General features: G+C 34.2%; 12 protein-coding genes. 4 read left to right on the top strand and 8 right to left on the bottom strand.

The window, feature by feature from the left end; genetic code table 11:
• Positions 1 to 2: 2 nt before the first annotated feature.
• From kdpA to K5V07_RS11360, 8 genes are all read right to left on the bottom strand, one after another.
• Positions 3 to 1724: a potassium-transporting ATPase subunit KdpA gene (kdpA, locus tag K5V07_RS11325; protein ID WP_221917566.1), complete on the bottom strand. Its 1722-nt coding sequence runs from the start codon at positions 1722 to 1724 to the stop codon at positions 3 to 5.
• 124 nt (positions 1725 to 1848) lie between these two features.
• Positions 1849 to 1926, bottom strand: a complete 78-nt coding sequence (gene kdpF / locus K5V07_RS11330; RefSeq protein WP_086455241.1) for a K(+)-transporting ATPase subunit F — start codon at positions 1924 to 1926, stop codon at positions 1849 to 1851.
• Positions 1927 to 2065: 139 nt separating this feature from the next.
• Positions 2066 to 2347, bottom strand: coding sequence for a hypothetical protein (locus tag K5V07_RS11335; protein WP_144889023.1), 282 nt, complete (start codon positions 2345 to 2347; stop codon positions 2066 to 2068).
• A gap of 163 nt (positions 2348 to 2510) precedes the next feature.
• Entirely contained in the window at positions 2511 to 3854 is a 1344-nt protein-coding gene (locus tag K5V07_RS11340; protein ID WP_221918180.1) for a sigma-54 dependent transcriptional regulator, read from the bottom strand.
• Between the two features lie 100 nt (positions 3855 to 3954).
• A complete protein-coding gene (locus K5V07_RS11345; RefSeq protein WP_255577961.1) occupies positions 3955 to 5241 on the bottom strand; it encodes an O-antigen translocase in 1287 nt (428 codons plus the stop codon).
• Between the two features lie 2 nt (positions 5242 to 5243).
• Positions 5244 to 6371: a DegT/DnrJ/EryC1/StrS aminotransferase family protein gene (locus K5V07_RS11350; protein ID WP_221917567.1), complete on the bottom strand. Its 1128-nt coding sequence runs from the start codon at positions 6369 to 6371 to the stop codon at positions 5244 to 5246.
• A 10-nt stretch (positions 6372 to 6381) separates the two neighbouring features.
• On the bottom strand, positions 6382 to 7368 hold the full coding sequence (locus tag K5V07_RS11355; protein WP_221917568.1) for a GNAT family N-acetyltransferase: 987 nt from the start codon (positions 7366 to 7368) through the stop codon (positions 6382 to 6384).
• A gap of 36 nt (positions 7369 to 7404) precedes the next feature.
• The gene (locus tag K5V07_RS11360) at positions 7405 to 8007 is read right to left on the bottom strand and encodes a trimeric intracellular cation channel family protein (protein ID WP_086453609.1); all 603 of its coding nucleotides are present in this window, start codon (positions 8005 to 8007) and stop codon (positions 7405 to 7407) included.
• Between the two features lie 164 nt (positions 8008 to 8171).
• On the opposite strand from K5V07_RS11360, the gene K5V07_RS11365 reads away from it, so the two are divergent.
• The 4 genes from K5V07_RS11365 to K5V07_RS11380 all read left to right on the top strand — a co-directional run bounded on the left by K5V07_RS11365 (position 8172) and on the right by K5V07_RS11380 (position 13191).
• A complete protein-coding gene (locus K5V07_RS11365; RefSeq protein WP_221917569.1) occupies positions 8172 to 8957 on the top strand; it encodes an RNA methyltransferase in 786 nt (261 codons plus the stop codon).
• Positions 8958 to 9070: 113 nt separating this feature from the next.
• Positions 9071 to 11293, top strand: coding sequence for a bifunctional (p)ppGpp synthetase/guanosine-3',5'-bis(diphosphate) 3'-pyrophosphohydrolase (locus K5V07_RS11370; RefSeq protein ID WP_221917570.1), 2223 nt, complete (start codon positions 9071 to 9073; stop codon positions 11291 to 11293).
• Between the two features lie 118 nt (positions 11294 to 11411).
• On the top strand, positions 11412 to 11870 hold the full coding sequence (locus tag K5V07_RS11375) for a Fur family transcriptional regulator (protein ID WP_086453606.1): 459 nt from the start codon (positions 11412 to 11414) through the stop codon (positions 11868 to 11870).
• 49 nt (positions 11871 to 11919) lie between these two features.
• On the top strand, positions 11920 to 13191 hold the full coding sequence (locus K5V07_RS11380) for an adenylosuccinate synthase (RefSeq protein ID WP_144889029.1): 1272 nt from the start codon (positions 11920 to 11922) through the stop codon (positions 13189 to 13191).
• Positions 13192 to 13235: the final 44 nt, after the last annotated feature.

Consider the following 13235-nt stretch of genomic DNA (forward strand, 5'->3'; position numbering starts at 1 on the left):
TATTATTTTAATGTAAAGTACTCCGCTAAAGGTCCAAGGGCTAATGCTGGGAAGAAAGATAAGGCTGCAATAATGGCGATTACGGCAAAAACCATAACTCCAAAAATGGTCGTGTCTGTTTTTAAAGTTCCAGCACTTTCAGGAATATATTTTTTATTGGCCAACAATCCTGCGATAGCCAATGGCCCAATGATAGGAAGGAAACGACTCAATAACAACACGATTCCTGTGGTGATATTCCAAAAAGGATTATTGTCGCCCAAACCTTCAAATCCAGAACCGTTGTTGGCTGCGCTCGAAGTATATTCGTATAACATTTCCGAAAATCCGTGATTACCAGGATTGTTCAACCAGCCAGTGGCATTACCGCTAAACCAGTAGCCCATTGCAGTATCATTTGCAGCAAAATAAGATGCCAAAGCCGTTCCTGACAATATCAATAAAGGGTGAAGAATGGCAATGAAAGCAGCAATTTTGACTTCTCGGGCTTCAATTTTCTTTCCTAAAAATTCTGGTGTTCGTCCCACCATTAATCCCGAAATAAAGACCGCTAGAATGATAAAAATATAGAAGTTCAAAAATCCTACGCCGCAACCACCATAAAAGGCGTTGACCATCATAGCTAATAATTGCATCGAACCAGAAACCGGCATCGAGCTGTCATGCATACTATTGACCGAACCTGTAGAAATTACGGTGGTAGCAATGCTCCAAAATCCAGAAATAGCGGGTCCAAAACGAACTTCTTTGCCTTCCATGGCTCCGGTTGTTTGGGCAATTCCCATTTTTTCGATAGCTGGGTTTCCGTTGAGTTCACTAATAACTGTTGGAATAACTAAAAGTAAAAACCCAATAGTCATCACACCAAAAACTACGTAGGACAGCCTTCTTTTCTTTAGATAAAAACCCAAAGCAAAAATCATAGCAAACGGAATGATTAATTGTGCCCAAAGTTCAACTGCATTACTAAAATAAGTAGGATTCTCTAATGGATGAGCCGAATTGGCTCCAAAAAATCCACCACCATTCGTTCCTATATGTTTTATAGCGATAAATGCTGCGGCTGGTCCTCGGGAAACTGACACTGAATCACCTTGTAAATTGGTAATTGTATCTTTTCCTTCAAAAGTCATTGGAGTTCCGCTAAATAACAAAGCGATGGCTACAAGAGCAGAAAGAGGCAGTAAAATTCGAGTACAGCTTTTGATAAAATAGTTATAAAAGTTGCCCAATTTATCAGTGGTTCTTTCTTTCATTGCAGTAAAAACCATTGCTGCGGCTGCCATGCCGACACCTGCAGAAACAAATTGCAGGAACATCAATATCATTTGTGACAAATAAGAAACGCCTGTTTCGCCAGAGTAATGTTGTAAATTGCAATTTACCATAAACGAAATAGCGGTATTGAATGCCAAATCGGGAGTCATATTTGGATTGTTATCTGGATTCAAGGGCATTGAACCTTGAAATAACAACACAAAAAAGCAAAGAAAGAACCAAACCATATTCACGCTTAACAACGCTTTCAAATGTTGTTTCCAGTTCATTTCTTCGGTGGAATTGATGCCACTTATTTTGAAAATAAATTTCTCAATTGGATTAAAAATCGGGTCCAGTACTGTTTGATCTCCCTTAAAAACTTTAGCTATATACCTTCCAATAGGAATAGCCAAAACTATAGAGACGATAAAAATGCTGATGACACCAAATAATTCTGTATTCATAAGATGTAATTTGTTAATGGTGAAACATGAATTGTAAAATGTAAGTTGTGATCCGTGAGATGTAGGTTGTACTGCAAAGAGATTCTTTCAACTTTTCACTTCTCACTAATTACATTTCACATGCTTAAAATTTTTCGGGCTTGATTAATACATAAACCAAATAGCCGAAAACAACAAGTGCAATAATAAATAGTGCAGTCATAATTTAGATTTTTTCAAAAAATTCGACAGATTTAAAACATATCGCAAATAACAAAACGGCTAGTGCGAGTAAAAGGATTGTGATGATCATAATTTTAGATTATTGAATTATTGGACTTTTAGACAATTTATTAGCCTCGTTATACTCCGGAAGCATTAATTTGCTTGATGTATTCCGCCTTCAAAGATTTTGGAAAAAGATCTGAAATTGTGCAATGACGCATTTCCATAAAAGAGGAAACCGAAAAAAGATAGACATTGGAAATAGCAATTTTTGTTTCGTTGCTTCCTGTTGCCAATAAACGTTCAGCGAGTGCCAGACATTTTTTTGCTCTGGAAATATTTCCCGTAATAATGGCAGTCTTGGTGATTTCGGCGAAGCGTTCTGCTTGTTTGTAAATCGTGGTGACTTGATTTTTCATAAGAATGATTTATTATGTTCTTCATCGCTTATGCCAAAATGCATTCCAAAATACCATAGCACACCTCAAAGCTTTGTCAATTAGGATTTTGAAGTTTTTATGCCAAAAAAAAGCATAAAAAAAGCCTATCAAAATGATAGGCTTTTCTCAAAATAATATGATTTTAATGAATATTGTATTCGTCTAATTTTCTGTAAAGTGTGGCAATACCAATTTCTAGTAACCGTGCCGTTTCGGCTTTGTTGCCTTTTGTATAATTCAAAACTTTTTGAATGTGTAATTTTTCGACACTTCCTATAGAAAAAGCGGAGACTATCTTGTTGTCTTTGACAGTTTGATGTTGTATTTCGTAAGGCAGCAAATCTTGAGTTAAAATCTCGTTAGTAACTAAAATAACAGAACGTTCAATCACGTTTTTAAGTTCCCTTACATTTCCTGGCCATTGGTACGTTTCTAGTTTATGAAGAAAATCAGCATCAATTTGAACTGTTTTTTTATTGGTTTTAGCCGAGAATTGAATTGCAAAACTTTGGGCTAATGGAGCTATGTCTTTTACTCTTTCGCGCAAAGGTGGAATTTTAATCTCGAAAATATTTAGTCTAAAAAAAAGATCAGAACGAAAACGATGTGCTTCACTTTCTGCTTTCAAATCCCGATTTGTAGCCGCAATCAAACGAAAGTTAGATTTTTTCACAGTAGTTCCTCCAACAGGAATGTATTCATTCGTTTCTAAAACACGAAGCAATTTAGCTTGCAAATCAATAGGCATTTCTCCTATTTCATCCAAAAATAAAGTCCCGCCGTGCGCTTCTTCAATAAACCCTTTTTTATCTTTTAGTGCTCCCGTAAAAGCACCTTGCTTGTGTCCAAATAATTCACTTTCGAGAATTTCCTTACTGAAAGTACTGCAGTTCAAAGCCACAAAGGACTTCCCTACTCGATTGCTGTTTTCGTGAATCGCTTGTGCAAAAACTTCTTTTCCGGTTCCTGTTTCTCCTGTTAATAAGACTGTTGAATCTGTAACGGCTACTTTTTTAGCAAGTTCAATTACTTGTTGCAAAGCTTTTGATTTTCCAATTATGGTATGGAATGAAAATTTATCTGAAATTCGTTTTTCGAGTATCACAACTTTACGTTGCAATTCTGATTTTTCAAGAGCTTTATATAGCAGAGGCAGTATTCTGTCATTATCATCGCCTTTAACAATATAATCAAAAGCGCCATTTTTCATGGCCTGAACACCATCGGAAATATTTCCAAAAGCTGTCAATAAAATAACCTCAACAACGGGAAAGGATTCTTTAATCTTGCTTACAAAATCTACACCATTTCCATCTGGAAGTTTAACATCACACAGTACCACATCAATATCGTTGTGTTCTAATTTTTTAAACCCTGATTTCAAATCGGGAGCTTCAATGACATGAAAACCTTCTGATTTTACTATTCGAGCAAGCAATCCTCGAAGTTTTTCTTCATCGTCAATTATGAGTATGTTTTTCAAAATAAGCTATCAATTAGACCACAAAAATACATTTTTTTGTAGGGGATTCATGAAAACATTGTTTGCTATTGCTTTTTTTAAGATCATTTCTAACTTTAAAAAGCTACTGCTCTTCACTTTTAAAAATTGTACGAAAGTAAAAAAGTAAAATAAAAAAATAGATTATATTATCAATAGCTTGCGCTAATACAACACCTTCAATGCCATATTTTTTTAATAGAAAAGTACTTAAAAAAAACATCATAAATAAGGAGAACAACTCTGTTACTAAGAATGCTACAGTAAGCTTTTTGGCAAAAAATTGACACCCTAAAATTAAAGCAGCAACCTTGAAAATGTCTCCAAATAATTGCCAAAAAAACAGGGCCGCAACTGGACGGAAAGTGGGAGTAAAAAGAAGATCAATGATGTAAAATCGTAGGCAATATAATACCACCATGGCAACTATAAAAAGTGGCAAAACTAATTTATAAAATTCCAAAAACATTTTTTTTGTTGCCAAATTGTTTTTGGCTGTAGCCAATTGCGGTAAAAAATATACGCTTATTATAGTGGTCACAAACATCATATAATACAAAGAAATACGCGTCATAGTCTCCCAATATCCCGCCTGTTCAAGTCCTAAATTTAAGATAATATTTTTCCGAATGGCGAGGTAAATAAATGGGCCTACTACAGCTGTAGCTATAGTCATTACGGTATAAGATGCTAATTTTTTTAGAATTGCAAAATCAAATTCTTTCCAAGAAAATAAGGATATAAATGCAATTTCTTTATTGGCAAAAAAAACGGCTGCAAAAAATAGTGTTGCTGGCATCAAGACGAGCGCAAGTAACGCACCCGTTGTTTTGTAATTAATAATCAATACTATAGACAATAAAAAACCCAATACATTCCCTATTGTATTGATCCAAATAACTTTTTTGTATTTACCAAATCCATTGATAACAGCGGTAAAAAATACAGAAATGGTATACCATGGTAAAGAAAATGCCAAGACTTTTATGATAAAAACAAAGTCGAAATTTTCTCCAAATAGCAAAAAATTCCAATAGGATGCCAAAAAAAACAAGGAAGAACTCAAAACCACTGCAACTGCAAGCAAACTCATCGTTACTGTTGCTAAAACTTTCTTGAGTTCCAAATCGCTATTTTCGGCTTCAGCAACATATTTTACAATGCCATTTTGAAAACCTAAAGTTGAAATATTCTCCAGTGAAGTAAAAAAAACACGTAAATTACCCACCAATGCCATTCCGCTAGGTCCTACAAAAACAGCTAAAATCTTTGATGTGAGTAATCCTGAGACTATTTTTATGGCAACACTCAAGCTATTCCAAGTAGCGATTTTAAACAACTTATTTTGAATAATTTTACTTAATATGTTCAAAACTAATATTGATTTAAAATCGTTATCACATAACTAACTTCGGACTCAGTCATAACAGGACTCATGGGTATACTCAAAACCTCGTTGTGTATTTTCTCGGTTATGGGAAATGAATATTGGTTTAAAAATTCAAAAGCTTTTTGCTTGTGTGGCGGTATAGGATAATGCACTACCGTTTCAATATCATTTTCGCTTAAATATCTTTGCAGATCATCTCGATCAAGTGTTCTAATCACAAACAAGTGAAATACATGACTAGTTTCATGACCAATAGAATTTGAAATACTAGGTAATATTATCTTTTCATTTTTTATTTCATTTAAATATCGCTGTGCAACTGCTATTCTATTTGCGTTTGCTGCATCTAAATAAGGTAATTTTACATTTAAAAATGCTGCCTGAACCTCATCTAATCTAGAGTTTACCCCAATAAAATCGTTTTTGTATTTAAGCTTAGAACCGTAATTTCGTAAGTACCTTAAAACTTCAGCAAGAGCAGCATCATTGGTAGTAATAGCACCTCCATCTCCTACTGCTCCCAGATTTTTACTTGGATAAAAACTATAGGCTTGATTGCGGGATAATGACTCCTCTTGTAATCCTAGACTGGCTTTACCACTCGTAATTTGAGCACCATGAGCTTGGGCTGCATCTTCCAGTACTATTAAATTATGAGCATTTACAAGGGCAAATATAGCATCCATATCTACCAATTGTCCGTATAAATGAACTACTAGAATAGCTTTAACATTTGGGGTAATATGCGTAGCAATAGCATCAGGATCAATGTTGTACGTACTAAGCAAAGGTTCTACTAGTACAGGAACCAGATCGGCTTGTAAAATAGCTAGTATGCTGGCAATGTAGGTATTAGCAGGAACAATGACAGCATCTCCTTTTTTTAATTTACCTAATTGTATGTATCCTTTAAAAAGCAATAAAAGTGCATCAAAACCATTGCCTACACCTATACAATACTTGGTACCGCAGTATAAAGCAAAATTCCGTTCAAAATCTTGCAACTCACTCCCTAGTATATACCAACCATTATCCAGTACTTGTTTCAATTTATCTTGAAAAGCACATTCATAAGGTGAATTTATTTTCTTTAAATCTAGGAATTTAATCATCTATCAAGACTTAATTTTTAATTACAAAAATAGCGGTTAACTTTTCAAAATCAGCCGTTTGTACTTCATAAAAATCTTGAATTATTGTTCTAGCTCCAAAACTTTCTTTCCAGTATGACAAACCTTCGTTGAGCAACTTCCCATTTTGTTCATTTGAAATCCCAAAATCAAAATATCGCTTATGAGCAAAAACTTGATAAATTAAATGTTGGAATAAAATGTCAAGGCTTCCTAATTTTTTTCCATTTTCAAATTTAGATAGGTATTGACAATGGGCCACTGTATCGGTTTCAAATATTGTTGCACCTGCTACAATAACATCCTTGTTGTATACATTAAACTGCCTAACGTTTTCAGGAAACTTTGTTTTTAAAAACTCAATTTCTTGAACCGTATGCACAGGCTCTATTTGATGTTGTGCTTTTAAATTGGGAATCAACACTTGGTTCCAAAATGCATTACAGCTATTTTCTTCTCTTATTTCTAGGTTATTTTTAACGCCTCTTATAATTCCGTTTTTTCTCGATCTATCAAAAACTACTTTTTGGGACAAATCAATTACGGCAAGAGAATCTCTTCTAACTAATTTGGCATCGGCCAAAAATAAGGCATAAAGCAATTCATCAGATGGTTTGTTACAATATATGGAGGGAATTGCTTTTAGATACAATTTTTGAACCGCATTATGATTTAGGAAATATAAGACCTCCTTAAAGGCTATGAGAATAGTTTTGAGCTTAGATTTATCAGTTGTAACCAGACCTCCGTAAGTAAGACCTTGGTGGGAAAAAACAGTATCCTCAACTCTGTTGGCTGGCAATACACCTATCAATTGTGAATTGAAATAAATCAAAAGTGAAAAATCAACAAAACGATCTTTGTGGTACTCCATAAAATCCCTATGATACAAAAAAGTAGCATTTTTGGCTTGACCAATAAAATCATTCCACAGTTTATAATCAGTAGGTTCGTATTTTTTTATGTAAAATTGCTTCACTTTTAAATTTTAGACAGCATTAAAGTAATCATTTTTTCATTTCTTTTCTAAGGTAGGTAAATACCATTTAAACTTGACTGCCATTAGTCTAAGCGAAATAATTATAGACGAAGTTGTTAAATAAAGTACATCATTTTCTAGGTTTAAATCCCTAAGTATAAAAAATACGATTCCGCCCAAGATACAAAGGGTAGCGTAAATCTCACGCCTAAAAATAACTGGAATTTCAGTGCATAATATATCCCGAATTACGCCTCCAAAACAAGCCGTCATAGTACCCAGCGCTACACATATTATAGGATGTAACCCAATGTGAATTCCTTTTTCAAGACCAATTAGTGTAAAAACACCCAATCCTATGGTATCAAACAAAAATAAGGAAGTCCTAAGTTTGTCAAATTTTTTTCTGAAAATAATTGCCAATACAAAACCCACGGCAATAACATAAACATAATTCAAGTCTAGCATCCATCCTACAGGAGTGCGCCCAATCAAGATGTCACGCAATGTTCCACCGCCCACAGCCGTTACAAATGCTATAATAAAAACACCAAAAGGGTCCATTTTTTTACTCATAGCAGTTAATGCTCCCGAAAGTGCAAAAGCCATTGTACCAATAAGATCTAGAAAATGAAACATTTAAAACTAGTTTTTTGCCAAAAATAGATAAAATCTGCGTCAATTCACCTCTAGTATCCCTAAATTCTAGCGCTCTTGCTTTGTATTAAATATTAAATAAAAGGGCTTTAAAACTGTCATTTCTCTATGTATCTTTGTAGCTACAAATCAAATAGATCAAAATCTTGAAACAAATTACTTCAGTTCAAAATCCATATATAAAATCCTTAGTGCAACTACAGGAAAAGGCTAAAGCACGCAAACAATCCGGAACTTTTTTAATAGAAGGAAAAAGAGAAATTGAAATTGCAGTTAAAGGTGGATATGTTCTGGATCAAATTTTATTTCTTCCAGAGATTATTTCAGAAACCGAAGCGCTGCAATTATCAGCAACTGCTGAGTTAATTTCTATAAATAAAGAAGTGTATCAAAAACTAGCTTATAGAGATACTACCGAAGGAATTTTGGCTGTAGCCAAAACTAAATCCATGCAACTAGCTGATCTTAAACTCTCTGAAAACCCTCTAATCCTTATTGCCGAAGCACCAGAAAAACCCGGAAATATAGGTGCACTACTGCGCACTGCCGATGCCGCTAATCTGGATGCCGTAATCATTGCAAACCCAAAAAGCGACTTGTATAACCCTAATATTGTTCGCTCAAGTGTTGGATGCTTGTTTACCAACCAGATTGCTACTGGAACCACCGCAGAAATTATTGCTTTTTTAAAAGATAAAAAAATCAACTTTTACTGTGCCACCTTACAAAACTCAAACTCCTATCATTTAGAAGACTACACTGCCCCAACGGCACTAGTTGTAGGAACAGAAGCAACAGGACTGACAGAGGATTGGCGAAATGCAGCAACACAAAACATAATTATCCCAATGCAAGGCGAAATTGATTCTATGAATGTCTCGGTAGCAGCTGCAATACTTATTTTTGAAGCCAAAAGACAAAGAGGTTTTTAAAATTTAAAACTTACTAATGTCCTTTTTTTAAGTGCTAAGAAAATGATAAAACACCTTTTTGATTTGCAAATATTACAATAAATTGCTAAATTTAGTGATTATACAAAGCTGTTATGATAGAAATTGATATCGAGAAAGAAAATAAAGCAATTGCACAAGAATACAAAGAGTTACTAAGAATAAGTTACCAAACCCTAACCGAAGAGGATAAAAAGCTCATTCGTAAAGCATTTGATGTATCTGTTGAAGCCCATAAAGACCAAAGAAGAAAATCTGGTGAAGCCTATATTTTTCATCCGATAGCTGTGGCCAAAATTGTAGCGTCAGAGATTGGTCTTGGAGCAACTTCTATTGCTGCAGCCTTACTGCATGATGTAGTTGAGGACACGCCAACAACTGTCCAAGACATCGAACGCTTATTCAACCCTAAAGTAGCTCAAATTGTAGAGGGATTGACTAAAATCTCATTGGTACAAAAAGACTTGAACGCCTCTTTACAAGCGGAAAATTTCCGTAAAATGATATTAACGCTCAATGATGATGTACGTGTAATATTGATAAAACTCGCCGATAGATTGCACAACATGCAAACAATGGATTCTATGCGTGAGGACAAACAAACCAAAATCGCATCAGAAACGCTTTATATTTATGCTCCACTAGCGCACCGTCTAGGTTTGTATAATATAAAAACCAAACTTGAAGATTTAGGATTAAAATACACTGAACCATCAATTTACAACGAAATTGTTAGTAAAATAAAAGAAACTAAAGAAGAACAAGACGCCTATATTGCTGATATTTCAGATGTTATTAAAACATCATTAGATATTGAGAATATAGAATATATAATTAAGGGACGACCAAAATCAGTCTATTCCATTCGAAGAAAAATGAAAGCTCAAAATGTAAGTTTTGATGAAGTGTATGATAAATTTGCGTTGCGAATTGTATACAAATCAAATCCTCATGAAGAAAAATTCATTGCTTGGAAAATATATTCTATCGTAACAGATCATTACAGACCTAGCCCTAGTCGTTTACGCGACTGGATATCATCGCCTAAATCAACTGGTTATGAAGCCTTACACATTACTGTTATGGGTCCAAAAGGACGCTGGGTAGAAGTACAAGTACGTAGCGAACGCATGGATGAAATTGCAGAAAAAGGATATGCTGCACACTACAAATACAAAAACGGAGCTACCGAAGAAAGTGGTCTGGATGTATGGCTTAACCTCTTGAAAGAAGCGCTAGAAAACTCTGAAACAAATGCGGTTGACTTTGTAGAGGATTTCAAAATGAATTTATATTCGAAAGAAATTTTTGTCTTTACGCCAAAAGGAGAAATAAAATCATTGCCAAAAGGTGCTACCTCACTAGACTTTGCATTTAGCATACACTCAGAAATTGGAATCAGAACTAGAGGAACGCGTGTAAATGGAAAATTAGTACCACTAAACTTTGAATTAAAAAGTGGAGATCAAATAGAAGTAATCACATCACAACATCAAAAACCTTCTATCAACTGGCTGGATTATGTAACCACTTCAAGGGCAAAAACAAAAATTAAAAATGTTTTAAATGAGAATACTAAAAAAATTGGCGAAGAAGGAAAAGAACTTCTTACACGCAAATTAAAACATTTAAAAATAACATTGAGTGAGCAAGTTATTAATGAGCTCGTTAATTTCTTTAAACTCAAAACAAGTCTTGATTTATTTTACAGAGTAGGAATAGGTGCTATAGAAAATCAGCAACTCAAAGACTACGCTGCTCAAAAAAGCAATACGTTCATTAATTTTTTCAAGAATAAGATAAAACGTTCTCCTAGTCATACATCAGATGAGGACATTCACAAACCTATTATCAGTAGTAATTATGACATGCTTGTTTTTGGAAAAGAACATGACAAGCTGGATTATAAATTATCTCCTTGTTGCAATCCTATTCCTGGGGATGATGTTTTTGGGTTTGTAACTATAAATGAAGGAATAAAAGTTCACAAAAAAGATTGCCCAAATGCAATAGGGATGCAATCTAATTATGCATACAGAATCATGTTCGCAAAATGGATTGACTCTTCTCAAGAAGAATTTAAAGCCATTATCAATATTACGGGAATGGATATACTAGGACTTGCAAATGAACTTACAAAAGTAATTTCGAGCAATATGAATGTAAATATTCAAAGTATTTCACTGAGTACCGATGCAGGTATTTTTCACGGACAAGTAGCAGTTATTGTACAGAACAATACTATTTTGAAAAAAATGATCAGCAACATCAAAAAAATAGATGGTATAGACAAAGTTACAAGAGAATACAAGACCTAATTATTTTACAAACTAATTAGTTGCCAATACCTTCTTTTTATAAATCAAGTACAATCTTGTATGGATTCAAAAAAGAAAACTTTACATTTTAAACTAAAAAAATTATCTTTGCCAGCATATGACACTTATTGCCACAGACAACTCAAAAAACCAAGAAATCGTACGAAATGTATTTACGATTTATCTTGAAAAAAAAGGGCATCGCAAAACACCAGAGCGATATGCTATCCTACAAGAAATTTATGATAGCGAAGAACATTTTGATGTAGAAAATTTATACATCAAAATGAAAAACAAAAACTACCGTGTGAGTAGGGCAACACTTTACAACACCATTGAGTTACTGCTAGATTGTGCTTTAGTTAGAAAGCATCAGTTTGGTCAAAATCAAGCGCACTATGAAAAATCGTATTTTGACAAACAGCACGATCATATCATTATGACTGATACCGGAGAAGTAATAGAGTTTTGTGATCCAAGAATTCAAACGATCAAAAAAACAATTGAAGAGATTTTTGATATTGAAATCACCAATCACTCGCTTTACCTTTACGGCAATAAAAAACAAAAACAATAAGAGAACACTAGTTCTTAAAATATAAAATTAACTACAAATAACACTTAGAATGACGGTAGATTTATTATTAGGATTACAATGGGGAGATGAGGGGAAAGGAAAAATTGTTGATGTTCTTACTTCAAAATATGATATTATTGCACGTTTTCAAGGTGGCCCAAACGCAGGTCATACTTTAGAATTTGATGGAATAAAACATGTTTTAAGAACTATTCCATCCGGTATTTTTCATAAAACTGCTGTAAACATAATAGGAAACGGAGTTGTTATTGACCCTGTAGTTTTTCAAAAAGAAATTGAAGGCCTTGAAAAATTTAATTTAGATATCAAAAGCAAATTAATAATTTCTAGAAAAGCACACTTAATCTTACCTACTCACCGCTTGCTAGATGCTGCCTCTGAAGCTTCAAAAGGGAAAGCTAAAATTGGTTCAACCTTAAAAGGTATTGGCCCAACCTATATGGACAAAACAGGTAGAAACGGAATTCGTGTGGGTGATATTGAGCTTGAAGATTTTGCAGATCGTTACAGAGCATTAGCTGACAAGCATGAAGAAATGATCAAGTTTTACGATGTATCAATTCAATACAATTTAGCTGAAATGGAAACTGAATTCTTTGCAGCTATCGAAGAATTAAAAAAATTAGATTTTATTGACAGCGAAGAGTACTTACACCAAGCTCAAAAGGCTGGTAAATCAATCTTGTGCGAAGGTGCTCAAGGTTCTTTACTAGATGTTGATTTTGGAACGTATCCTTTTGTAACATCATCAAACACTACAGCTGCAGGTGCTTGTACTGGTTTAGGTATTGCTCCAAATAAAATTAAAGAAGTTTACGGAATTTTCAAAGCATATGTTACTCGTGTAGGAAGCGGCCCGTTCCCAACGGAACTTTTTGATGAAGATGGAGCAACAATGGCACGTGTTGGAAACGAATTTGGATCAGTAACAGGAAGACAAAGACGTTGTGGATGGCTTGACCTTGTGGCATTAAAATATGCTGTACAAGTTAATGGTGTAACGCAATTGATGATGATGAAAGGTGACGTGCTTTCTGGATTTGAAACCCTAAAAGTTTGCACGGATTACAATTATAAAGGAGAAAAAATTTCGCATTTCCCGTATAACATTGAACCAGAAAATGTAACTCCAGTTTACCAAGAATTTAAAGGTTGGAAACAAGATTTAACGGGTATGACAACTTATGATGAATTGCCAGTTGAACTAAAAGAGTACATTGCTTTTATAGAAAAAGAAGTTGAGGTGCCGATCAAAATTGTATCTGTAGGTCCAGATAGAAAACAAACGATCTTAAAATAAACATACTAAACGTCCCGATTCAACGGGACGTTTTTTTTGTTCCA

This window comes from Flavobacterium sp. CHNK8 (assembly GCF_019774515.1).
In the GTDB taxonomy this organism is placed as follows: Bacteria; Bacteroidota; Bacteroidia; order Flavobacteriales; family Flavobacteriaceae; genus Flavobacterium; species Flavobacterium tiangeerense.